General features: G+C 62.5%; 20 protein-coding genes. 5 read left to right on the top strand and 15 right to left on the bottom strand.

Annotated elements, in window-relative coordinates:
* Positions 1-191: 191 nt before the first annotated feature.
* Complete coding sequence (gyrA, locus tag JET17_RS06950) at positions 192-2,963, bottom strand: DNA gyrase subunit A (protein ID WP_012313286.1); 2,772 nt, start codon at positions 2,961-2,963, stop codon at positions 192-194.
* A gap of 314 nt (positions 2,964-3,277) precedes the next feature.
* Complete coding sequence (mtnA, locus tag JET17_RS06945) at positions 3,278-4,354, bottom strand: S-methyl-5-thioribose-1-phosphate isomerase (protein WP_012313285.1); 1,077 nt, start codon at positions 4,352-4,354, stop codon at positions 3,278-3,280.
* A 110-nt stretch (positions 4,355-4,464) separates the two neighbouring features.
* Here mtnA and ubiG point away from each other — a divergent pair, with 110 nt between their 5' ends.
* From ubiG to JET17_RS06930, 3 genes are read left to right on the top strand one after another with little or no spacing between them, the layout of a single operon-like run.
* The gene (ubiG, locus tag JET17_RS06940) at positions 4,465-5,163 is read left to right on the top strand and encodes a bifunctional 2-polyprenyl-6-hydroxyphenol methylase/3-demethylubiquinol 3-O-methyltransferase UbiG (RefSeq protein ID WP_012313284.1); all 699 of its coding nucleotides are present in this window, start codon (positions 4,465-4,467) and stop codon (positions 5,161-5,163) included.
* A 2-nt stretch (positions 5,164-5,165) separates the two neighbouring features.
* Positions 5,166-5,837: an N-acetylmuramic acid 6-phosphate phosphatase MupP gene (gene mupP, locus JET17_RS06935; protein ID WP_012313283.1), complete on the top strand. Its 672-nt coding sequence runs from the start codon at positions 5,166-5,168 to the stop codon at positions 5,835-5,837.
* A 43-nt stretch (positions 5,838-5,880) separates the two neighbouring features.
* The gene (locus JET17_RS06930) at positions 5,881-6,621 is read left to right on the top strand and encodes a YciK family oxidoreductase (protein ID WP_012313282.1); all 741 of its coding nucleotides are present in this window, start codon (positions 5,881-5,883) and stop codon (positions 6,619-6,621) included.
* Positions 6,622-6,761: 140 nt separating this feature from the next.
* On the opposite strand, the gene JET17_RS06925 is transcribed toward JET17_RS06930, so the two are convergent.
* The 7 genes from JET17_RS06925 to JET17_RS06895 form a co-directional block, all read right to left on the bottom strand.
* Complete coding sequence (locus JET17_RS06925; protein WP_012313281.1) at positions 6,762-7,547, bottom strand: TenA family transcriptional regulator; 786 nt, start codon at positions 7,545-7,547, stop codon at positions 6,762-6,764.
* Positions 7,548-7,586: 39 nt separating this feature from the next.
* Entirely contained in the window at positions 7,587-10,043 is a 2,457-nt protein-coding gene (locus tag JET17_RS06920) for an EAL domain-containing protein (protein ID WP_012313280.1), read from the bottom strand.
* A gap of 115 nt (positions 10,044-10,158) precedes the next feature.
* Complete coding sequence (locus JET17_RS06915) at positions 10,159-11,991, bottom strand: ABC transporter ATP-binding protein (protein WP_012313279.1); 1,833 nt, start codon at positions 11,989-11,991, stop codon at positions 10,159-10,161.
* Positions 11,984-12,616, bottom strand: coding sequence for a DsbA family protein (locus JET17_RS06910; protein ID WP_012313278.1), 633 nt, complete (start codon positions 12,614-12,616; stop codon positions 11,984-11,986). Before JET17_RS06910 ends, JET17_RS06915 begins: the two co-directional genes overlap by 8 nt.
* Before the next feature lie 4 nt (positions 12,617-12,620).
* Entirely contained in the window at positions 12,621-13,553 is a 933-nt protein-coding gene (locus JET17_RS06905; protein WP_012313277.1) for a rhodanese-related sulfurtransferase, read from the bottom strand.
* A gap of 204 nt (positions 13,554-13,757) precedes the next feature.
* A complete protein-coding gene (locus tag JET17_RS06900) occupies positions 13,758-14,057 on the bottom strand; it encodes a BolA family protein (RefSeq protein WP_012313276.1) in 300 nt (99 codons plus the stop codon).
* A gap of 10 nt (positions 14,058-14,067) precedes the next feature.
* Entirely contained in the window at positions 14,068-14,592 is a 525-nt protein-coding gene (locus JET17_RS06895; RefSeq protein ID WP_012313275.1) for a DUF2059 domain-containing protein, read from the bottom strand.
* Positions 14,593-14,747: 155 nt separating this feature from the next.
* Here JET17_RS06895 and JET17_RS06890 point away from each other — a divergent pair, with 155 nt between their 5' ends.
* Positions 14,748-16,142: a class II fumarate hydratase gene (locus tag JET17_RS06890; RefSeq protein WP_012313274.1), complete on the top strand. Its 1,395-nt coding sequence runs from the start codon at positions 14,748-14,750 to the stop codon at positions 16,140-16,142.
* Between the two features lie 166 nt (positions 16,143-16,308).
* Here JET17_RS06890 and JET17_RS06885 read toward each other — a convergent pair whose 3' ends face one another.
* Positions 16,309-17,271 (bottom strand): DMT family transporter, encoded by a 963-nt coding sequence (locus tag JET17_RS06885; protein WP_012313273.1) that lies wholly within the window; start codon positions 17,269-17,271, stop codon positions 16,309-16,311.
* Positions 17,272-17,390: 119 nt separating this feature from the next.
* Positions 17,391-18,884, bottom strand: coding sequence for a polyphosphate:AMP phosphotransferase (gene pap / locus JET17_RS06880; RefSeq protein WP_012313272.1), 1,494 nt, complete (start codon positions 18,882-18,884; stop codon positions 17,391-17,393).
* Between the two features lie 156 nt (positions 18,885-19,040).
* Here pap and mnmC point away from each other — a divergent pair, with 156 nt between their 5' ends.
* Positions 19,041-21,014, top strand: coding sequence for a bifunctional tRNA (5-methylaminomethyl-2-thiouridine)(34)-methyltransferase MnmD/FAD-dependent 5-carboxymethylaminomethyl-2-thiouridine(34) oxidoreductase MnmC (gene mnmC, locus JET17_RS06875; RefSeq protein WP_012313271.1), 1,974 nt, complete (start codon positions 19,041-19,043; stop codon positions 21,012-21,014).
* A gap of 946 nt (positions 21,015-21,960) precedes the next feature.
* On the opposite strand, the gene JET17_RS06870 is transcribed toward mnmC, so the two are convergent.
* The 4 genes from JET17_RS06870 to JET17_RS06855 form a co-directional block, all read right to left on the bottom strand.
* Positions 21,961-22,467: a DUF2514 domain-containing protein gene (locus JET17_RS06870; RefSeq protein ID WP_012313269.1), complete on the bottom strand. Its 507-nt coding sequence runs from the start codon at positions 22,465-22,467 to the stop codon at positions 21,961-21,963.
* Complete coding sequence (locus JET17_RS06865) at positions 22,464-22,901, bottom strand: hypothetical protein (RefSeq protein WP_012313268.1); 438 nt, start codon at positions 22,899-22,901, stop codon at positions 22,464-22,466. Before JET17_RS06865 ends, JET17_RS06870 begins: the two co-directional genes overlap by 4 nt.
* A gap of 62 nt (positions 22,902-22,963) precedes the next feature.
* On the bottom strand, positions 22,964-23,188 hold the full coding sequence (locus JET17_RS06860) for a hypothetical protein (protein ID WP_042111237.1): 225 nt from the start codon (positions 23,186-23,188) through the stop codon (positions 22,964-22,966).
* Between the two features lie 23 nt (positions 23,189-23,211).
* A complete protein-coding gene (locus tag JET17_RS06855) occupies positions 23,212-24,063 on the bottom strand; it encodes a hypothetical protein (RefSeq protein ID WP_042111235.1) in 852 nt (283 codons plus the stop codon).
* Between the last annotated feature and the right edge of the window lie 212 nt (positions 24,064-24,275).

Here is a 24,275-nt window from a genome sequence, read left to right as displayed (position 1 = left end):
GAGCGGCCTCGTGTCGCGAAAGGGCTGCGCAGCAGCCCCCGCGATAGTTGTTGCGCTGCTTAACCCTGGGGCCGCCAGGCGGCCCTTTCGCGACACAAGGCCGCTCCTACAAAAGGCAGGCCCTGCTGTTGCCTGCTGTAATCAGTCAAACGGGGCGACCTTGGTCGCCCCGTTCGGGTTGTTGCGCTTGCTTACTCTTGCGGTGCCTCTTCGGCGCCCGCATTGTCATCGTCCGCCGCTTCCGGCGCATCGAGCTCCACGCCCTCCTCGTCCGCCCCGACCAGCTCGTCGAGCTCTTCCTCGGAAGGCTCCTGGATACGCTCCAGGCCTACCAGCGTTTCGTCTGCAGCCAGCTTGATCAACGTCACGCCCTGGGTGTTACGGCTCAGGCTGGATACCTCACCAACCCGTGTGCGCACCAGCGTACCCTGGTCGGAGATCAGCATGATCTCTTCACCTTCCTGCACCTGGATAGCACCGATCAGCAGGCCATTGCGCCCCTTGGTGCCCATGGCGATCACGCCCTGACCACCACGGCCGCGGCGCGGGAACTTGGACAGCGGCGTACGCTTGCCGAAGCCGCGCTCGGAAGCGGTAAGGATCTGCGCACCAGACTCCGGGATCAGCATCGAGATGATCTGCTGCCCCTTGCCCAGTTTCATGCCGCGCACACCACGGGCGGTACGGCCCATTTCGCGTACCACGCTCTCGGCGAAGCGGATCACCTTGCCGGCGTCGGAGAACATCATGACTTCCTTGGCGCCGTCGGTGATTGCTGCGGCAATCAGGGTGTCACCTTCCTTCAGCTTCAAGGCGATCAGGCCATTGGAGCGCGGACGGGCGAACTGCACCAGCGGGGTTTTCTTGACGGTACCGGAAGCGGTGGCCATGAAGATGTACGCACCAGTCGGCTCAGCCACCCATTCAGGGGTGTCGCCCTCTTCTTCGTCGATTTCTTCAGCCTCGACCACTTCGCCTTCGATCACGCCCTCGTCGCCGTCTTCCAGCTCTTCATCCGGATCGGCGCTCTGCTGCAGGGCCTCGAGGTCGATCTGCAGCATGGCGGTGATGCGCTCACCCTCCTCCAGCGGCAGCAGATTGACCAGCGGGCGGCCACGCGCAGCGCGGGATGCCTCAGGGATCTCGTAGGTCTTCTTCCAGTACACCTTGCCCTTGCTGGAGAACAGCAGCAGGGTGGCGTGGCTGTTGGCGACCAGCAGGTGCTCGATGTAGTCCTCGTCCTTCACGCCGGTCGCCGACTTGCCTTTACCGCCACGGCGCTGGGCCTGGTAAGCGGACAACGGCTGGGTCTTGGCATAGCCACCGTGGGAGATGGTCACCACGCGCTCTTCTTCCGGGATCATGTCGCCGTAGTTGAGGTCGTGGCTGGCGTTGAGAATCTCGGTGCGGCGCGCATCGCCGTACTCGGCGCGGATCGCTTCGAGTTCTTCGCGGATCACTTCCATCAGGCGCTCGGCGCTGCTGAGGATGCGGATCAGTTCGCCGATCTGCTCGAGGATTTCCTGGTACTCGGCCAGCAGCTTCTCGTGCTCCAGGCCGGTCAGGCGGTGCAGGCGCAGGTCGAGGATCGCCTGGGCCTGTTCCGGCGACAGGTAGTACTTGCCATCACGCAGGCCGTACTGTTCCGGCAGGTCTTCAGGGCGGCAGGAATCGGCGCCGGCGCGCTCGACCATGACCTGCACGGCACTGGATTCCCAGGCAGTGGCAATCAGCGCTTCCCGGGCTTCGGACGGCGTCGGCGAGGCTTTGATCAGCGCGATGACCGGGTCGATGTTGGACAGCGCGACCGCCTGGCCTTCAAGGATATGGCCACGTTCACGGGCTTTGCGCAGCTCGAATACGGTACGGCGCGTGACCACTTCACGGCGGTGACGGACGAACGCTTCGAGCAGGTCCTTGAGGTTGAGCACGCGCGGGCGGCCGTCGATCAGTGCCACCACGTTGATGCCGAACACGCTCTGCAGCTGGGTCTGCTGATAGAGGTTGTTGAGCACCACCTCCGGCACCTCGCCGCGGCGCAGCTCGATGACGATGCGCATGCCGTCCTTGTCGGACTCATCGCGCAGCTCGGTGATGCCTTCGATCTTCTTGTCTTTGACCAGCTCGGCGATCTTCTCGATCAGGCGCGCCTTGTTCAGCTGGTACGGCAGCTCGGTGACGACGATCTGCTGGCGGCCACCGACCTTGTCGATGTCTTCGATCTCGGAGCGCGCGCGCATGTAGATGCGGCCACGGCCGGTACGGTACGCCTCGATGATGCCCTGGCGGCCGTTGATGATGCCGGCAGTCGGGAAGTCGGGGCCGGGGATGAACTGCATCAGCTCGTCGACGGTGACTTCCGGGTTGTCGATCAGCGCCAGGCAGCCGTCGATGACTTCACCGAGGTTGTGCGGCGGAATGTTGGTCGCCATGCCCACGGCGATACCGCTGGAACCGTTGACCAGCAGGTTGGGGATGCGGGTGGGCATGACCGCCGGGATCTGCTCGGTGCCGTCGTAGTTGGGCACCCAGTCGACGGTTTCCTTATGCAGGTCGGCCAGCAGCTCGTGGGCCAGCTTGGCCATACGCACTTCGGTGTATCGCATCGCCGCAGCGTTGTCGCCGTCGACCGAACCGAAGTTGCCCTGGCCGTCGACCAGCAGGTAGCGCAGCGAGAATGGCTGGGCCATACGCACGATGGTGTCGTAGACCGCAGTATCGCCGTGCGGGTGGTACTTACCGATCACGTCACCGACCACACGGGCGGATTTCTTGTACGGCTTGTTCCAGTCGTTGCCCAGTTCGCTCATCGCAAAGAGAACGCGACGATGCACGGGCTTCAAGCCGTCACGTGCATCGGGCAGCGCTCGCCCGACAATCACGCTCATCGCGTAGTCGAGGTAAGACTGTCTCAGTTCGTCTTCGATATTGACCGGGAGGATTTCTTTGGCCAGTTCGCCCATGAGAAGCCTGATTCCTTTTTCTGGTGAAACTTCGCAGCTCCATCAAGGGCCGAACGAAGCTCGCCGCCGCAGCGCATAAGGGTGCGACGACTTACGACAAATCAATGAGTTGTAACATGGATCTGCGCAATGAAGGCCGCCGTCATGGGCGGTCTTGGAAACTGCCGGATGTTATCACAAAGGCAGTAGCGGTGGGGAGATATGGCGCAGGGGGTGGAGGGGGTTTTGTGGGAATTTGTTGACGTGATTGGCGCTGATGCCGTATTGCCGGCGCTCGACCTCCCGCACTCCCTCTCCCCCCCCACCCCAAACGATCAATGCAGGCGTTTGCGGCACATCAATTGCGCCAGTTTGGCTGTATCCGGGCGCTCGATGACACCTTTCTCAGTCACGATCACATCGATCAGGTCAGCCGGAGTCACGTCGAACACCGGATTGAACACCTCCACCTGCGGCGCCACGCGGGTGCCGGCGTAATCCAGCAATTCGTCGGCATCACGCTCTTCCAGCGGGATGTCTTCACCCGTGGCCAGATTGAGATCGATGCTGGTGCTGGGCGCCACCACCATGAACCGCACACCATGGTGCATGGCGTTCACCGCCAGCTGGTAGGTGCCGATCTTGCTCGCCACGTCACCGTTGGCGGCAATGCAGTCGGCGCCGACCACCACCCAGGTAATGCCCTTGCTCTTCATCAGGTGGGCCAGCGCCGAATCGGCACACAGGGTTACCGGAATGCCTTCGTTGGCCAGCTCCCAGGCGGTAAGGCGCGAACCCTGCAGCCAGGGCCGGGTTTCGCCGGCATAGACGCGCTCGACCATACCCTCGAGAAAGCCTGCGCGGATCACCCCCAACGCCGTACCGAAGCCTCCACTGGCCAGGGCACCGGCGTTGCCGTAGGTCAGCAGGGCCTGCTCGCTACCCTGGTGGCGGCGGATCAGCTCGATGCCTTGCTGGGCCATGGTCAGGTTGGCCTCACGGTCGCTTTCATGAATGGCCACAGCCTCGGCCTCCAGCGCTGCCAGCACATCCTCGCCGGGGCGCAGGCGCTGCAGGCGATCACGCATGCGGTTGAGTGCCCAGAACAGGTTGGCGGCCGTAGGCCGCGCTTCGGCCAGGCTGAGGAAGTCCTCTTCCAGGTCCATTTCCCAGTCGCCGCCCTCGGCCAGGCGCTCTTCCAGGGCAAGCACCAGGCCATAGGCGGCAGCAATGCCGATGGCCGCCGCACCTCGCACGGCCATATCGCGGATCGCCGCCGCCACCTGCGCGACATTGTCGCAGGCCAGCCAGCGTTCTTGCGAAGGCAGCAGGCGCTGGTCGAGCAGGTGCAAGGCGCCGTGGTGCCACCGGATACCGGTCACCTTCTCCGCCGCCATAAGTCGCTCGCGCATCACCTCTCCCTGACTTTCGCATATCAAAAGCGGACGATTATAGCGACCAACAGCCTTGGGCGCTCGGGTATACTCCGGCGCAATTCGTAGAAGTTTCAGAGGACTGTTCAATGAGCAACGTCGACCACGCCGAAATCGCCAAGTTTGAAGCCTTGGCGCACCGCTGGTGGGACCGCGAGAGCGAGTTCAAGCCGCTGCACGATATCAATCCGCTGCGCGTCAACTGGATCGACGAGCGCGTCAGCCTGGCCGGCAAGAAGGTGCTGGACGTAGGCTGCGGCGGCGGCATCCTCAGCGAGGCAATGGCCCTGCGTGGCGCCACCGTCACCGGCATCGACATGGGCGAGGCGCCCCTGGCCGTGGCCCAGCTGCACCAGCTGGAGTCCGGCGTGGAGGTGGAGTACCGGCAGATCACCGCCGAGGCCCTGGCTGAAGAAATGCCCGAGCAGTTCGATGTGATCACCTGCCTGGAAATGCTCGAGCACGTGCCCGACCCGTCTTCGGTCATCCGCGCCTGCTACCGCATGGTCAAGCCGGGTGGCCAGGTGTTCTTCTCGACCATCAACCGCAACCCCAAGGCCTACCTGCTGGCCATCATCGGCGCCGAATACATCCTCAAGATGCTGCCGCGCGGTACCCACGACTTCAAGAAGTTCATCCGCCCTTCCGAGCTGGGTGCCTGGAGCCGCGTGGCCGGCCTTGAGGTCAAGGACATCATCGGCCTGACCTACAACCCGCTGACCAAGCACTACAAGCTCAGCAGCGATGTGGACGTCAACTACATGATCCAGACACTGCGCGAGGAATGAGCATGCGTTTGCGAGCAGTACTCTTTGACATGGACGGCACCCTGCTCGACACGGCGCCGGACTTCATCGCTATTTGCCAGGCCATGCTCGCCGAGCGCGGCCTGCCGGCCATCGACGACAAGCTGATCCGCGACGTGATTTCCGGCGGTGCCAGGGCGATGGTCGCCGCGACCTTCGCCATGAGCCCGCAGGACGAGGGTTTCGAGGCCCTGCGCCTGGAGTTCCTCGAGCGCTACCAGCGTGACTGCGCGGTGCACAGCAAGCTGTTCGACGGCATGGGCGAATTGCTGGCCGACATCGAGCGGGGCAACCTGCTGTGGGGCGTGGTGACCAACAAGCCGGTCCGCTTCGCAGAGCCGATCATGCAGCGCCTTGGCCTGGCCGAGCGTTCTGCACTGCTGATCTGCCCGGATCACGTGAAAAACAGCAAGCCCGACCCGGAGCCGCTGATCCTGGCCTGCAAGACCTTGAACCTGGACCCGGCCAGCGTGCTGTTCGTCGGCGACGACCTGCGCGACATCGAGTCGGGCCGCGATGCCGGCACCCGCACGGCGGCCGTGCGCTACGGCTATATTCATCCAGAAGACAACCCGAACAACTGGGGCGCCGACGTGGTGGTGGACCACCCGCTGGAACTGCGCAAGGTGCTCGACAGCGCCCTGTGCGGGTGCTGATCTTTTAGCGGCAAGCTGCAAGCTTCAACTCAAGGACAAACGCATGTTCGACTATACCGCCCGCCCCGACCTGCTCAAGGGCCGCGTCATCATGGTCACCGGCGCTGGCCGTGGCATCGGTGCAGCCGCCGCCAAGGCTTATGCCGCCTTGGGCGCCACTGTGCTGCTGCTGGGCAAGACCGAAGCCAACCTGAACGAGGTCTACGATGAAATCGAGGCCGCCGGCCACCCGCAGCCGGTGGTGATCCCGTTCAACCTGGAAACCGCCCTGCCCCACCAGTACGACGAACTGGCTGCGATGGTCGAGGAACAGTTCGGCCGCCTGGACGGCCTGCTCAACAATGCCTCGATCATCGGCCCGCGCACCCCGCTCGAGCAGCTCTCGGGCGACAATTTCATGCGGGTGATGCACATCAACGTCGATGCCACGTTCATGCTCACCAGCACCCTGCTGCCGCTGCTCAAGCTGTCGGAGGACGCCTCGGTGGTGTTCACCTCCAGCAGTGTCGGGCGCAAGGGCCGGGCTTACTGGGGCGCTTATGGCGTGTCCAAATTCGCTACCGAAGGCCTGATGCAGACTTTGGCAGACGAACTGGAAGGTGTGGCGCCGGTGCGCTCCAACAGTATCAACCCGGGGGCTACCCGCACGGCCATGCGGGCCCAGGCCTATCCGAGCGAGAACCCGCAGAACAACCCGCTGCCTGAAGAGATCATGCCGGTGTATCTGTACCTGATGGGGCCGGACAGTACCGGGGTGAACGGGCAGGCCTTCAACGCTCAGTAGGGCTTGAAACCGATGGGGCCGCTTTGCGGCCCTTCGCGACACAAGGCCGCTCCTACAGGATAGCGGTGCCGTTGAATCCGGCATCAAATCTGTAGGAGCGGCCTTGTGTCGCGAAAGGGCTGCAAAGCAGCCCCAGGCATTCAGCCAGCAGCCAAGGTCGGGCGCAGGCGCCCTTGCTGGCGGCCTTCCAGCTGCATGCACCGTTCCAGGAACAGGTACATGCAGTCATAACTTTTGCAGATCGCCTTGCGCAGCTCATTGCGCAACCCCAAGGTCGGGTTTTCGCCAGCCAGCGTACAAATGATCTCCAACGCCTCCCACGGGTGGGCGTCGTCATACTGCGCATGCATCTTCAACCACTTCATGGCGCGTTTACGCTGGTCCTCCGGGAAGCCCATGGCGTAGGTGTCTTCAGCGCAGACCACCGCCGACCACTCACCCGTCGCCCCTTCAATGGCATAGTTGGTAGCAGCCATGGCAATGGCCAGCGACTCGGTGGTACACACTCGCCAGCACCAGTCATTGAGGCCATTGAGCTCGACGGGCACTTCCTGGGACTGCAGCTCGTGCAGGTGAATGCCATGGGCATGGCACCAATGCACCCAGTAATCGGCATGGTGGAGCTCCACGCGGATATTGCGCATCAGCCAGCGCCGCGCCATGTCTTCGCCCGGGTGGCGGGCATAGCGGGTCTTGGTCAGGTTGTGGGCCATGTACAAGGAAAACTGCTCAACCACCGGCCAGCCACCGATCAGGTACTGGCGAATGGTGGCTTGGCGCAGCTGGCCATCGCGCAGGCGCTGGTAGAATTCATGCTCCACCACCCGACGCTTGCTCTGGCGGCAATCTTCGATCAGTTGCTGGGCCCATTGAGGGTAACTGGCCGGGTCCATCAAAGGCCCGATACGGACGAATGCATCAATCACTTTTCAGCTCCTTGATCCCTGTGATTTACCAACGCTACTTCAGCGAAAGGTTCCAGGCGCCCGATGCAGCAGGGGCCGTGCGGCAATCCGTTGGCGCTGCAGGCTGTCGCAAGTGAATACCTGCGGTCTTTCGATCAGATAGCCCTGGGCGTAGTCCACGCCGATCTCCTGCAAGGCCTGCTCGATCAACGGAGTTTCAACGAACTCGGCAATGGTCCGTTTACCCATGACGTGGCCGATGTGATTGATGACTTCGACCATGGCCCGGTTGACCGGATCATCAAGCATATCTTTGACAAAACTTCCGTCGATCTTCAAGAAGTCGACGGGTAAATGTTTCAAATAAGCGAATGACGACATTCCGGCACAAAAGTCATCCAGCGAGAACTTGCAACCCAGCCCTTTCAATTCATTGATGAACCGGATGGCACTGCCGAGGTTGGCAATGGCACTGGTCTCGGTGATCTCGAAGCAGATCAGCCGTGGCGGAATCGAATATTCGACGAACAGGCGCTGCAGGTACTCCAGGAACTTGTCGTCACCGATACTCGAGCCCGACAGGTTGATGGCACACATCGACAGCGGGCCCTCGCGCCCCTCATCCAGACACTGGCGAATGACCTGAAACACATTGCGCACCACCCAGCGGTCGATAGCGGTCATCAGGCCATAGCGCTCGGCCGCCGGGATGAAGCTGTCAGGCAGGATGGTGCGGCCGCTTTCGTCTTGCAGGCGCAACAGAATCTCGACATGCCCCTGCCCTTCAAGGGCGGTGAGTGCGGCGATTTCCTGGGCGTACAGGCAGAAGCGGTTCTCCTCCAGGGCGACGTGCAGGCGCTGTATCCAGGCCATTTCACCAAACCGCATCGACAGTTCACTGTCATCGGAATGGTAGACCTGGATGCGGTTACGGCCCTTCTCCTTGGCCATGTAGCACGCCATGTCCGCTGCCCGCAGGGAGGCTTCCAGCGTGGCCGGGGCTTGTGCCATGTGCACCAGGCCGATACTCACAGTGGTGACGAACGGCCTGCCTTTCCATACGAAGTGCAGGCTTTGCACCGCCTGGCGCAGGTTTTCGGCAATGCGCTCGGCCTGTTCGCCCGGGCAGTTTTCCAGCAGCACGCCAAACTCATCCCCCCCCAGCCGCGCCAGGGTATCGCCTTCGCGCAGCACCGATTGCAGCACGGCGCAGATGTGCCGCAGCAATTCGTCACCGGCGGCATGCCCACAGGTATCGTTGACCAGCTTGAACTGGTCGAGGTCAAGGAACATCAGCGAATGCCGCCCGCCCTGGCGCACGAGGTCGTTCAGTGCCTGCTCCAGGCGGTACTCGAATTCACGGCGGTTGGCCAGGCCGGTCAGCGCGTCATGGGTAGCCTGCCAGGACAGGTTGGCTATGTATTGGCGCTCCTGGGTCATGTCATGCAGCACCAGGACAATGCCAGCCACCTGCCCGTCACTGATGATGGGCGACCCCACCAGGTTGATCGCAACCGTGCTGCCATCCAGGCGCTGGATCAACCGTGCATGCTCGGCGCCCCCCTTGAGGCTGCCGCTGAGCACCTGTTCGAGCAGGGTGCTGCTGTCGTTCTGGGCCTGCTCGTCCACCAGGCTGAACAGTGCTGTCAACGGCAGCCCCAGGGCCTGGCCTGCCTGCCAATGGGTAAGCTGCTCGGCCGCCGGGTTCATGTAGCCGATGCTGCCATCGACATCGGTGGTGATCACAGCATCGCCAATCGCCTGCAGGGTAATCTGTGCGCGCTCCTTTTCTTCCTGCAGGGCGCTGGCGAAGGCCTGGCGCTGGGCCAGCAGTTTGCTCGAACGGCGCCAGGCAAAGGTGATGAGAAACAGTGCGGTGAGCAGGTTGGTGACCAACAACACCCGCAACAGCATGCGCGACCCTTCACCCAGGGCATCGCTGAAGGCTTTGGCCGCCGGTGTCACGCCTTCATTGATAGCGACGATGCGGGCGCGCCATTGGCTGACCTGGCGCGGCCCGACCTGGCCTTTGGCAAAACCCTCGCGCATCTCGTTGGCCAGCACATCCAGCTGGTTGAGGAAATCATCACCGACATTCCAGTAGGCGATCGCCGCCTGCACGTAGCTGATCTGGCTGAAATTGCGGTAGAACCAGATGATGCGGTCGACGTCGTCGGGGTGATTGCCGCCTTGCAGTACGGCTTGGCGCGCGACGTCAAGGTCTGGATCAGGCTGGTCGAGCACCTCGCGCATCTGCCGGTCACCGTGGGGCACAGTGATGACCTGGCGATAGCGCTGGTAGGTGCGCTCATCGCCAGTTTCGGCATACAGGTTCAGGTAATAGATAGCGTCTTTCTGGGCCTTGGACCACAGGCTTTCGCCGGCGACATAGGCACGCACAGCCGAAAGCGCGTAAAGGCTGAGGCTGCCCAGCAGGACCTGGAAGACTACAACGGCGACGAAGGGCCAGATGATACCCAGCAGCCTTGGCGCCTCTAGTGTGCGATGTCCCTTCATGAAGTCCCTGTCACAGAGCAGATAAGGCTCGAATCAACCCAGACAAGCTCAGCGTAGGCCATCTGCCATCTGTGTGGAGGGAATTTTGAGCTGCAAGCTGCAAGCTGCAGCTGGATCAAGTCTGCTGCAGATGCCCGTACAGCTTGGCATACAAGCCGCCCTCGGCGATCAACTGCTGGTGCCCGCCATCCTCGGCTACGTGCCCGCCATCGAATACCAGCACACGGTCGGCCTGCTTCACCGCCGAAAGGCGGTGGGCGATGATCAATGTGGTACGGCCACTGAGGAAACGCGCCAGAGCCTGGTGCAGGTTGTACTCAGTGGCGGCGTCCAGCGCTGAAGTGGCCTCGTCGAGGATCACCACCTTCGGCTCGGCCAGGACCATGCGGGCAATCGCCAGGCGCTGGCGCTGGCCGCCGGACAGGCGCACACCAGAGCGGCCAACCACGCTGTCCAGCCCTTGCGGCAAGGCGGCAATGGTGGCGTCCAGCTGGGCGATGCGCAGCGCCTGCCAGCAGGCCTCGTCCGTGCAATCACGGCCCATGGTCAGGTTGGCGCGTACCGTATCGTTGAACAGTGAGGGGTGCTGCAGCACCACCGCCACATTTTCACGCAAGGTCTCCAAGCCGATTTCCTGCAGGCTGGCACCGCCAAAACGGATAGTCCCGGCCTGGGCGCTGTACAGGCCCAGCAGCAACTGCACCAGGGTACTTTTGCCGCCGCCACTGGCGCCGACAATGGCGACTTTTTCGCCCGCAGCGATGGACAGATCCAGGTGCTCGAGCACCGGCTCGTCGGCATAGGCAAAGCGCAGGTCGCGCACCTCGATGCCAACCGTTTCACGGCCGGCGAACGGGTCGCGGGCAGCCGGGTATTGAGGCTCGTCAGCACGCGCCAGCAACTCGTTGAGCCGGCTCAAGGCCCCCCCGGCGGCGTAGTAGGCATATTGCAGGTTCAGCAACTGCTCGACCGGGCCGATCATGAACCACAGGTAGCTGAACACGGCCAGCATCTGCCCGATCGACAAATCGGAGAACAGCACCGTGAGCATGGCCGCAGCACGGAAGATATCGATACCGAACTGGAACAGCAGGCCACTGGCACGGCCACTGGCATCGCTTTTCCATTGCGAATCCACGGCGTAATCACGCACTTCGCGGGCACGCAGGCCCAGGCGGCCGAGGAAGTAACCCTGGCGATTGCTGGCGCGGATTTCCTGGATGGCATCAAGGGTTTCGGCCAGCGCTTGGGTGAACCGCGAGGTGCTATCGTTTTCGAGCTTTTTAAGGTGTTTGACGCGCTTGCCCAACTGCACGGTGAAGTAGATCACCAGCGGGTTGAACAACAGGATCAGCAAAGCCAGCTGCCAGTGCATCCAGATCAGGATCGCCGCCGTGCCGGTCAGGGTCAGCATGGCCACCAGGAAGCGGCTCAGGGTTTCGCCGACAAACTTGTCGAGGGTCTCCAGGTCGGTGACCAGGTGCGTGGTCACGGTGCCGCTGCCCAGGCTTTCGTACTCCTTGAGCGAGATACGCTTGAGCCGCTCGATCAGGCGGATGCGCAGACGATAAACGATGTCTTTGGCAAGGCCGGCGAACAGCTTGGCCTGCACCACGTTGAACCCCAGCGCGGCCACGCGCAGGCACAGGGTAACGACCAGCATCAGGCCGATATACCCGGCCGCCACCTGCCAACCGCTGGGCAGCAGGTGGTTCATGAACTTCAAAGCGCCATCGCCGTGGCCCAGCAGCACTTCGTCCACCAGCAAGGGCAGCAACAGCGGAATCGGCACGCTGCAGCAGGCCGCCAGCACGGCCACCAGGTTGGCGGCCCAGAGGTGTTTCTTGTGGTGCAGTGCCAAGCGGCGTATTTGCGCCCAGCTCAGCCGGTCAGGCACAGCAGCTGGCTTCCCTGGCACCGGGTCGGGCGAGCCTGGCAGGTCAAGCACAGGCGGCCTGCTGTAGCCAGCGGCCAAGCAAGGGCTGCAGGCTTTGCAGTGGCTGGTAGCCGTTGGTCAACAGGGCGAGCTGGCCGTTGCGTTCAGCCAGCAGCGTTGGAAAACCGGCAATCCCCAGGTCCTGTACCCAGCTGAAATCGGCTGCAGTGGCAGCGCGCACTTCGGCACGCAGCAAGGCATCGGCAAAGGTTGCGCGATCGAACCCGGCCTGCTCGGCCAGCTCGACCAGCTGCGGCGCGGTGGTGACGTCCAGGCCCTGCTGGTAGAACCCACGCTGAATCAGCGCCAGCAGCGGCCAAACGCGCTCGGCGTCCAGTTCGCGGGCGGCCACCAGGGCGCGGCAGGCCGGCTCCGTGTCGTAGACGAAGCCATCGGGCATGGCACCTTCGAACGCGAACGGCTGCCCGGTGGCCTCGGCCACCGCCTGCCAGTGTTCGAGGATGTACTTGCGGGTCGAGGCGTCCAGCGGGCTGGCACCGCGACGCAACCCACCCGGTACCACCCGGGTGGCCACGCCCGCTTCACGCGCCTGGGCGATCAGGGCCTGGGCCACCGGTGCAAAACCCCAGCACCAGGAGCACATCGGGTCCATCACATAGAGCAGGCGGGCATTCATGCAATCAGGCCTCGGCTTTGTAGTTGTAACCGATCGGGTGCGGCAGGTTGCGGGCCTTGGCCAGCTCGATCTGCTTCTGCCGGTCGATGGCGCTGCGCCGGGTCTTTTCGCTCAGGCTGTCCCAGCAGTGCGGGCAGCTCACGCCTGGCGAATAGTGCTCGGACGCGCGGTCCTGGGCGTTGACCGGGTGGCGGCAGGCATGGCACTGGTCGTACTCGCCTTCGGTCAGGTCATGGCGCACCGTGACGCGGTTGTCGAAGACAAAGCAGTCGCCGTCCCAAAGGCTTTCTTCCTGGGGTACTTCCTCGAAGTATTTCAGGATGCCGCCCTTAAGATGATAGACCGCCTCGAAGCCTTCACCGAGCATGTAGCTGGAGGCTTTTTCACAACGGATACCGCCGGTGCAGAACATGGCGACCTTCTTGTGCTTGCTGGGGTCGAAATTGGCCTTGATGTACTCGGGGAACTCGCGGAAGGTCTCGGTCTTGGGGTCGATTGCGCCCTTGAAGGTGCCGATGGCCACTTCGTAATCGTTGCGGGTGTCGATCAGCAGTACTTCCGGGTCGCTGATCAGCGCGTTCCAGTCTTTGGGCTCGACGTAGGTGCCAACGGCATTGTTCGGGTCCACGCCCGGCACGCCGAGGGTGACGATCTCTTTCTTGAGCTTGACCTTGGTGCGGTAGAACGGCTGCTCGTCGCAGTACGATTCCTTGTGGTCGACATCGACCAGGCGCGGGTCGCTGCGCAGCCAGGTGAGCAGGCCATCGATGCCTTCGCGGGTGGCCGAAACCGTGCCGTTGATACCTTCGTTGGCCAGCAGCAGAGTGCCTTTGACGCCATTGTCGAGCATGGCCTTGAGCAAGGGCTCGCGCAGCTCTGCGTAGTCTTCAAGGGTGACGAACTTGTACAGCGCCGCCACGACGATCGGTTGGGTCATTGCGTTGAATCTCCAGGTGGTTGCCCTCGTAAGGGGCGGACCGGGTTTGACAAAAAGCTGGGGGGCGCTCTGCGCCCCTTTCGCGACACAAGGCCGCTCCTACAGGTGAATACATAACCCCTGTAGGAGCGGCCTTGTGTCGCGAAAGGGCCGCAAAGCGGCCCCCCCGGATGTTGCGAATTGTACCAGAACGACAAAAAGGATTCAGTGCTTGCCGCCACCTGCACACACCGGCGACGCGGGTGCAACACCCACCTTCGCCCACTCCTCGTTGGTATAGGTGTGGATGGCCAACGCATGGATCTGGCCCATCAGTTCACCCATGGTGGCGTACACCTTCTGGTGGCGCTTGACGCTGTTGAGCCCGGCAAACTGCTCGCTGACGATCACCGCCTTGTAGTGGGTTTCCTGGCCACGGCTGTGCATGTGGCTTTCGTTGAGCACTTCAAGGTGCTGCGGCGCCAGTGCGGCCAGCTGCTGCTCGATGCGTTGCTGCATGGTCATCGGGTGTTACTCACTTCTTGGCAGGGGCGGCGGCCTTGCCGGCGTTGGGGTCAAGCTCGTTGGTCATGTCTTCGAGCAGTTTGTTGACCACCGGTACTGCCGGTTCCAGGCTTTGCTGGGTCAGCTGGGCCGACTGCTGGGTGACCTTGGGCATCTGGCTGAGGACTTTCTTGCCCAGTGGCGACTGGTAGAACTTGACCAGGTCCTTGAGCTCCTGCTCGGTGAAGGTCTGGGTGTACAGGTCGACCATCTTCGGCTTGAGCTTGTTCCAGCCGATGGCGCTGTCCAGCGCGGCGTTGGCCTTGGCCTGGTAGCTCTCCAGCACCGACTGCTTGGTGGTCGGGGCTTTGGTCTGGGCGAAGCGCTGGGCGAACATCTGCTGGACCTGCATGTACACCGGGGTACCCAACTTGTCAGCGTTGGCCAGGGTCAGGAATTTCTCGGCGGCAGCGTTGTGGCTGGCAGTGGCAGCGAGTACCTGGCCGCTGGCACAGGCCAGGGCGACGGCAGCACAGAGGGCACGGAGACGGGTCATTGCATATCCTTCAAGGAGGGGGAGGCGGTACCTCAGAGATGAGCATTCTGCTCCCGCCAGGGGGCAGCGCTCAAGTGGCACGACGAGCGATTGAACCGCTCGATCGCATGGGGGCCTAAACTGCTGATTCTGACTGACAAGGGAGTGAACGCAGCATGAGCCGTATCGAAACAGACAGCCTGGGCCCGGTCGAAGTTCCGGAGCACGCCTACTGGGGCGCACAGACCCAACGCTCGCTGATCAACTTTGCCATTGGCAAGGAACGCATGCCGCTCGCGGTGCTGCACGCTCTGGCGCTGATCAAGAAGGCCGCGGCCCGGGTCAACGACCGCAATGGCGACCTGCCAGCCGACATCGCCCGGCTGATCGAGCAGGCCGCCGACGAAGTGCTCGACGGCGAGCACGACGACCAGTTCCCGCTGGTGGTGTGGCAGACCGGCAGCGGCACGCAGAGCAACATGAACGTTAACGAGGTGATCGCGGGCAGGGCCAACGAGCTCGCCGGCAAAGGCCGCGGCGGCAAGGCGCCAGTGCACCCCAACGACCATGTCAACCGCTCGCAGAGCTCCAACGACTGCTTCCCTACCGCCATGCACATTGCCGCAGCGCAGGCGGTGCACGAGCAGCTGCTACCGGCGATCGCCGAACTGTCTTCGGGGCTGGCCGAGCTGTCGGGGCGCCACCATAAACTGGTCAAGACTGGCCGCACGCACATGATGGACGCCACGCCCATCACCTTCGGCCAGGAGGTGTCGGCCTTCGTGGCCCAGCTCGACTACGCCCAGCGCGCCATCCGCGCCACCTTGCCAGCGGTATGCGAACTGGCCCAGGGGGGCACTGCCGTGGGCACCGGGCTCAATGCACCGCAGGGTTTCGCCGAAGCCATTGCTGCTGAACTGGCCGCCCTCTCCGGCCTGCCGTTCGTCACCGCGCCAAACAAGTTCGCTGCCTTGGCCGGCCACGAGCCGCTGACCAGCCTGGCGGGGGCGCTCAAGACCTTGGCGGTGGCCTTGATGAAAATCGCCAACGACCTGCGTTTGCTCGGCTCCGGCCCCCGCGCCGGCCTGGCCGAGGTGCGCCTGCCGGCCAACGAGCCGGGCAGCTCGATCATGCCGGGCAAGGTCAACCCGACCCAGTGCGAAGCGCTGTCGATGCTGGCCTGCCAGGTACTGGGCAATGACGCGGCCATCGGTTTCGCCGCCAGCCAGGGGCACCTGCAGTTGAATGTGTTCAAACCGGTAATCATCCACAACCTGCTGCAATCGATCGAGCTGCTAGCCGATGGTTGCCGCAACTTCCAGCAGCACTGCGTGGCCGGCATCGAGCCGGATGCCGAACAGATGGCGGCGCACCTGGAGCGCGGGCTGATGCTGGTGACCGCGCTGAACCCGCATATCGGCTATGACAAAGCGGCGGAAATTGCCAAGAAGGCCTACAGCGAGGGCAAGACCCTGCGTGAGGCGGCGCTGGAATTGAAGTACCTGACCAATGAACAGTTCGATGAGTGGGTGCGGCCGGAGAACATGCTGGCACCGGGTGGCAAGGGCTGATTGATTGGCTGGTACTTATGGCCCTATCGCCGGCAAGCCGGCTCCCACCGGTACCCCACAGTCTTCAGGTTTGGTGGGAACCTGAGGGAGTGTCTTGCTCAACTTCTAAAAGCTGGCGCGATCCCTGTGGGAGCCGGCTTGCCGGCGATGGGGCCGGAACAGGCTCTCAACCAACCTGAGCCAGGCGCGCCCTCCTCGCCCGCCACCCGGCCACCAGCGATGGCCCCAAGGCCACCAGGGTCGACCCCAGTACCACCGTCACTGCGCCCACATAGCCCAGGGCATTGATGTCTTCGGCCTGCACATACGCCGGCCACATCCAGGCCGCCAATGCCACCGCAACAAAGGTCACCAGCGGTGTCAGCGCCAGCGTGGCGCTCACCCGCGATGCCTCCCAGTGCGCCAGTGCCTCGGCAAAAGCACCATAGGCCACCAGCGTGTTCAGGCAGCAGGCCAGCAACAGCCAGCCTTGCAGGGGCGTCAACTGCAACGCCTCCAGAGGGTGCACCCAGGGTGTCAGCAGCGCGGCGCAGCTCAGGTAGATCACCATCATCACCTGTTGCGAATGCCACACCGTCAGCAGTTGCTTCTGGCTCAGGGCATAGAACACCCAGATGCTGGTGGCCAGCAGGATGGTCAGCACGCCCGTGGTGTAGGTGCCCAACGAGGTCAGCAGCTCTTCAAGGCGTTGATTGAAGAACAGGCCGAAGCCGGCAAGCAGCACCAGTAGCCCCAGGCCTTGGCCCAGGCTGAAGCGTTCCTTGAACACGAACACGCTTGCCACCAGCAGCAGCACCGGGCCGATCTGCACCACCAATTGCGCAGTGCCGGGGCTCAGCAGGTTGAGGCCGATCAGGTACAGCACGTAATTGCCCATCAGGCCGCACACGGCCACGGCCACCAGGCCTTTGCCTTTAGCGCCGAGCTTGCCGAAAGAAGGCAAACGGCGCTTGGCTGCCAGCCAGGCGAACAGCAGGCCGCCGGACACTAGCAGGCGGAACCAGGTGACGGTCACCGGGTCGACCACCTGCAGCACCTGCTTGAGTTTGATTGGCAGGATGCCCCAGAGCAGTGCGGTCAGAAGCGCCAGGGCCAGTCCATAGCTCCGGCGTCCGGATGTGATGTGCATAAAGTCCTCGGTCGAGCCCGTTGTGGGGTGCCTCGATTCTAAAGGCTTGCTACCTGCCAACGGGGGAAAAAGGCGGGAAAAGAATTCATCAGGTCATTCCCTTGAGGCATGGCGGCTGACTATTTTTTGTGTTTGGCAAACGCCGCTTCCAGGGCTTCATTGATGGTGCGCAACACTTTCACCCGCGCCCAACGCTTGTCATTGGCCTCAACCAGAGTCCATGGCGCGATCTCGGTGCTGGTGCGGTCGACCATGTCCCCCACTGCATCCACATACAGGTCCCACTTGTCGCGGTTGCGCCAGTCGTCCTCGGTGATCTTGTAGCGCTTGAACGGGATCTGCTCGCGCTCTTGAAAACGCTCCAGCTGGGTCTGCTGGTCGATCGCCAGCCAGAACTTGACCACTACCGCGCCGGCGTTCACCAGCTGTTCCTCGAAATCATTGATCTCGCCGTAAGCACGCATCCAGTCGGCCGGTGTGCAGAAGCCTTCGATGCGCTCCACCAGCACCCGGCCGTACCAGGAGCGGTCGAAGATGGTGAACTTGCCGCGTGCCGGAATGTGCCGCCAGAACCGCCACAGGTACGGCTGCGCACGCTCATCTTCGCTAGGGGCGGCGATCGGCACGATACGGTACTGGCGCGGGTCCAGCGCTGCAGCCACACGGCGAATCGCCCCGCCCTTGCCTGCAGCATCATTACCCTCGAACACGGCCACCAGCGAGTGCCGGCGCATGTGCTTGTGGCGCAACAGGCCGGCCAGGCGAGCCTGCTCGGTCACCAGTTGTTCCTCGTAGTCCTGCTTGTCCAGGCGCAGTGTCATGTCCAACGCGCCAACCAGGCTGCGCTGATCGATGCTGCGGCCCAGGGGCGCGATGTTGCCCTGGTGCTTGCCTTTGGGGTTGACGGCCAACGCGGCCTGCAGGCTTTCCAGCAAGATGCGCCCTACGGCCAGGCTGCGGTAGTTGGGGTCGACACCTTCAACTACATGCCACGGTGCATAGTCACGGCTGGTACGGCGCAACACCCGCTCGCCAAAACGCACGAAACGGTCGTAGGTCTGCGACTGTTGCCAGTCCAGCGGGCTGATGCGCCAGCTGTGCAAGGGGTCGTCCTTGAGCGACTTGAGCCGCGCTTTCATCTGTTTCTTGGACAGGTGGAACCAGAACTTGATGATCAGCGCACCTTCGTCGCAAAGCATCTGCTCCAGGCGCTCGGCGCCGGTGATTGCCTGGTCGAGCACCGCATCCTTGAACTGCCCATGCACCCTGCCCTGCAGCATCTGGCTGTACCAGTTGCCGAAAAAAACGCCCATGCGCCCCTTTGGCGGCAGCGCCCGCCAGTAGCGCCAGGCGGGCGGGCGGGCCAGCTCTTCGTCGGTCTGCTGGTCGAAGGTGAGCACGTCGATCATGCGCGGGTCCATCCACTCGTTGAGCAGCTTGACCGTCTCACCCTTGCCGGCACCTTCGATGCCATTGATCAGCACGATCACCGGGAAGCGCGCCTGCTGCTTGAGTTCGTACTGGGCTTCGAGCAAAGCCTCGCGCAGCGCGGGCACTTCTGCCTCAAACGTATCGTCGTCGATGCTGTGACCAATTTCGGCGGATTCGAACATGCATTGGCTCCTTCAATGGATAAGCAAGATTAGCGGAATCCTGGCTGCAAGCGGCAAGCTTCAAGCTGCAAGAAAACGCGGGCCGTGCCACCATCTGCTTTTTCTTGCAGCTTGCAGCTTGCCGCTTGCAGCTCCCCACCTCCAGCGAAACCAGCCATGCCCGCATCCACCCTCCTTCAGCATGCCCAGATCGACTGGGACGACCAGGGCCGCCCCCATTCGCGGCAATACGGCGATGTGTACTTCGCCATCAACGAGGGCATTGCCGAAACCCAGCATGTGTTCCTCGAACAAACCCGCCTGCGCCAGCGCTTCGCCAACCTGGCCCCCCACGGCTGCCTGGTGATCGGCGAAACCGGCTTTGGCACCGGCATGAATTTTTTCTGCGCCTGGCAGCTGTTCGCCGAAACAGCCCACGCCGACGCCCGCCTGCATTTCGTCAGCGTCGAGAAGTACCCCCTGGGCCATGCCGACATGGCCAGGGCTATGCGCCTGTGGCCGGAGCTGGCTGCGTTCACCGAACCCTTTTTGCGCCAGTACGTCGCGGTGCACCAGGGCTTCCAGCAGTTCACCTTCGACCAGGGCCGAATCACCCTTACCCTGTTGATCGGCGATGTGCTGGAGCAGCTGCCGCAGCTGGACGCGCGTATCGACGTGTGGTTCCTCGACGGTTTTGCCCCGGCGAAGAACCCCGACATGTGGACACCCGAGCTGTTCACGCAACTGGCCAGGCTGTCCCATGCCGGCACCGCACTTGGCACCTTCACCACCACCGGCTGGGTTCGCCGCAGCTTGATCGAAGCCGGCTTCACCATGAAGAAGGTGCCTGGCATCGGCAAGAAGTGGGAGGTGATGAGCGGTGAGTACACCGGCCCGCCCAACGCCCCCATGTCGGCGCCCTGGTACGCGCGGCCAACTGCGCCTGAAGGCCCGCGCGAGGCCTTGGTGATCGGCGCAGGGCTCGCCGGCAGTGCCAGCGCTGCCAGCCTGGCCGCACGCGGCTGGCAGGTAACGGTACTGGAGCGCCACGACGCAGCGGCCCGCGAAGCCTCCGGTAACCCCCAGGGCGTGCTGTACCTCAAGCTGTCCGCGCACGGCACGGCTTTGTCGCAGATGATTCTGTCCGGTTTCGGCTATACACGGCGCCAGCTTGAACTACTGCAGCGCGGCCAGGACTGGGATGCGTGCGGGGTTTTGCAACTGGCCTTCGACAGCAAGGAAGCCGAACGCCAGGGCAGGCTCGCTGATGCCTTCGAGGGCAGCTTGCTGCGTGCCGTGCAGCGCAATGAAGCCGAAGCGATTGCCGGGGTCGGGCTGCCTGCCGGCGGGTTGTTCTACACCGAAGGCGGCTGGGTGCACCCACCGGCACTGTGCAAGGCTCAACTGCAGCACCCGAACATTCGCCTGCTGGCTCATCACGATGTGCTCGCACTGCGCAAGGCCGATGGCCTGTGGCAAGCCTGGGCCGGCGACCGGCTGCTGGCCAGCGCGCCAATGGTGGTGCTGGCCGGGGCAGCTGATGTGAAGCGTTTCGAGCCTTGTGCGCAGCTGCCGCTCAAGCGCATTCGCGGGCAGATCACCCGCCTGCCGGTGACTGACGCCAGCCGGGCGCTGGCTACCGTGGTCTGCGCCGAGGGCTATGTGGCACCGCCCAGGGGTGAGGAGCACACGCTGGGGGCCAGCTTTGACTTCCATAGTGATGACCTGACGCCGACCGTGGCCGAGCACCAGGGCAACCTGGCCATGCTGGATGAAATCTCCACCGACCTGGCCCGGCGCCTGGGTACCGCAGCGCTTGCCCCTGAGCAGTTGCAGGGGCGCGCAGCATTTCGCTGCACCAGCCCGGATTATTTGCCGATTGTGGGGCCGGTTGCCGACCCTGCAGCCTTTGCCGAGGCCTATGCCGTACTGGCCAAGGACGCGCGGCAGGTGCCCGAGGTGCCCTGCCCCTGGCTGGAGGGGCTGTATGTGAACAGCGGGCATGGGTCGCGGGGGCTGATCACGGCGCCGCTTTCGGGCGAGTTGATTGCGGCGTGGGTCAGTGGCGAGCCGTTGCCGCTGCCGCGGGCGGTGGCTGAGGCATGTCATCCGAACCGGTTTGGCTTGCGCAGGTTGATTCGGGGTAAATGAAAGGGGCTGCTGTGCAGCCCAATCGCCGGCAAGCCGGCCCACACGATCCGCAGCGCTGCTGAACCCTGTGGCAGCCGGCTTGCCGGCAATTGGCCGCATTACAAAGTGCTGCTTATAACGGATTGATCTAAAACTCTCACAAATCCACCAGGTCAGTTCCTTACAGGCGCCCTAATCCGGGGCGCTGATTCCCCAACGGAAAAACCGGTAAGGACCTATGTGCGGATTAGCAGGAGGATTGGGAAAGGGGGTTTTAAAGGGCTGCGGGGGCCATAAATCCCCCTGATTCCCCCATAAAAAACCTGTTTTGGTACAAAAAATGGTACGAGATATCCGCTCATCAAATCGTTCTTTACCCCACCTATACCAAGGCGCCGATGACAACTGGGCACGGCACTAAGTATTCCCAAAACGGCTGCGCGTCTGGGTGAGGTAGGCCCTGCCAATACCGGTTCGCGTGCCAGACCTTCCTGACCTCCGAGTACCTGGCGTCGAGCAACCCCATGTCAGCTCGAAATGCTCCTGGAGAGTTCAGCTGATAGATATTGCATGGGTAGTTCCCATATGTGCCAGCAAACAACCGAGCTGCATCAATGGTGTCAACTGCGAAGATGGATTGATATCTGGATGGCCTGTCTGGATATTTGGCTTGCCTTACTAACTCGAACAGCATTTCAGTATTCGCGTCAGTAACACTGTCGCCACTTGGCATGCTAGCAAGATACCGATCACCATGACGCGATATCCCTCCCGGACAAAACTCCTTGATTAGATCCGCAATTGCTTGTGGGTTTATGTCCTGGTGCTCGACGAGGCCACACTCCATTCCTGATGCCAAAGCGCCCAGGCGATCAACTGTGTACAGGTCCATCTGATTACTCCGATCCCAAAGCTGTCAATGGTAAACAGCGAGTTAGCCTTTGGCCATCATCGTGCATGATTTCGGCTATAGCCTACCCTTTCGGACTCCATCGTACTCCTGCTCGCATTGATGTCCGGCTATTCGGGCTTGGTCATACGCTTTCGCCAACTCTCGATTCGTGTCGACAGACCGCTCGAGCAATTCGGAGAGCACCATTGCGGCGCGGGTGGCTGCCTGGCCTCTGGTGACAGCGGCGGTATCCGTGCCGGGGCAACTGACGGCGGCGGCGAGCTTGGCGCTTTCATCGCGCAGCCGCTGACCAGCAGCATCGGCGCCATCAGCGCCAGCATCAGCAATCGTTCTTTCTTCCTGAGCATGGGCTCTTGCCTCCTCCTGCGCGGTGGCGCGTCGTTGTTCTTCCTGGCGGGCGCTGCGCTCTCCGATCACCTCGGCCAGGCGGTCGCCGCTGTCTCGTTCTGCTGATGCCTGGGCAGCTTCGGCCCGCTCCATTGACCGGCCGTGCTGGTACACACCCCAGTAGGAAGCGAGCAGCGCCAGCAGCAGCGCTGACCTGATGACCCAAGACTTCATGCCAGCGCCCTCCGCACCCCTTCATCGATGATCGCCGGCGGGTATGGGTTGCCGCCGTTCTCGTGGATGATGATGCTGACCACCATCCCGCGCAGTGTGGCCGGGTCTTTGATGTTGATCGGGTCGGTAGGGCGCACCCCCACGCGCTTGGCCACGGCCGAGGCATAGGCCTGGGTATCGTTTTCGTTGCTCGGCGCCCAGCGGTTGATCGTCTCCAGCACCGTGTCGATGCCCTTCCCGCCCACCCCGGGCATGCCGTCCTTGCCCCGGTAGTTGATCAGCAGCTTGCCCAGGGCGCGGATGCCATTCTCGGGGGTGTCGAATAGAGCGAAGCGCCCGCCCGGCTCCTTGCCGATCTGGCCCTGCCAGTCGTTGCGGGGGTTGAAATCGATGTTTCCGGGCTTGCGGTTGCGGACGCCGCGGGGTGTGGTCATAGGTTCTCTCCAGAAAAAAAGAAGCCCGCACGAGGCGGGCCTGGGTGAACGATGGATGAACGTCAGGCGGTAGGCGCTTCAGGCGCCGGCTCTGGCTCAGCCGGGTCCTTCGCGGTCACGGTCACCTCGGCGCTGTAGTCTTTCAGCACCTGGGCGGTGAAGACTTGGGCGGCCGGGAACTGGCTCAGGATCTCCCGTGCCCGGACATCGGCTTCTTCTTGAGTGGCGTATCGTGTGTTGTTGGCAACGTCGTAGGCATTGCTCATGTTTACGGCGACATATGGCATAGGTGTTTTCTCGCTCATTTCAATTATCTAAATGGGAATGGATAGTCAGTCGCTCGAATTACAAGCGCCTGGGGTTGCCGATCCGTTGGAATATCGAACCAGATCGTACTGTTGTTGCTGAATATCGTGGATGTCGTTGCAACTGCGGGACTGAAGAAGAATCGGACGCCTCCAGATGAGCCGCCACACCCTTCACTTGCGCCCAGTTGGGTGCTGCCACTGAAGTCCCTTCCATGGATAACTCCGGCACTTCGCGAGAAAGTTAGGCAGGCGGCAAGTTCTCCAGCAACTACAGGAACATAGGCAGCACCCTTTACCTGCGCAAAATCGCCGGTCGACCACTCTCGACCAGACGCCTCATTAGCGCCACCAACATAGGGCGTCCAGCGCTGATCAGTGTTTCCAGCAATAGGCGCGCTAATGGCCGGAGGGTTGACTGTTGCGATGATATTGAGAGGCGGCATACCAGTGGTAAAGCTGATCCGTCCGGTGGCGTCGTAGCACTCCATTCCGCTCCGCTCACCAACATCACGCATCAGGTCGAACACGAACGCCTTGGTGTTTGGCGTGCAGCCCTGGAAAAACAATGTTCGAACGTTACCGCTCACCGATTCACCACAGGGCTTTCCGTCACCCACCAAGAACACAATGGGTGATACCGCGTCGGTGATAGTGATGCCGCAGATAGGGTCGAGCAGCTGCAGGTAGGAGTAGCTGCCCTCCTCGTTCGGGGGCAGGTTCGCCGAGCGGATGAAGTACCGGCCCCACCTGTCCACCAGGTTCAGGTAGCCGCTCTTGAGCAGACCGTAGCTGATACGATCGATGTCAAATAAGAGAGTGCCGTCCTCCTTGAAAGCTTGGAATCCAACAGGCATCACGCCTCCTAGTAATACCCGTAGTAGATCCGGCAGTTGGCAGAGAACTGCCCAAACCACGTTGAGTGTTGATATTGCCAAGTCAAGGTGTTGCTCGAGACTGTTACCCCTGGCTTCTTACCCTTCCATTGCTGAGTATCAACCAGAGTTACAATGATATAGAAACGCTGCTTTCCGGCCGGTAGAGCGGGCAAAGCAATAGCGCCGTTGGC

The sequence above is a fragment of the Pseudomonas putida genome, from assembly GCF_016406145.1.
In the GTDB taxonomy this organism is placed as follows: domain Bacteria; phylum Pseudomonadota; class Gammaproteobacteria; order Pseudomonadales; family Pseudomonadaceae; genus Aquipseudomonas; species Aquipseudomonas putida_E.
Note: the sequence above shows the minus strand (reverse complement) of the source record. Positions and strands in the feature narration are given on the sequence as shown.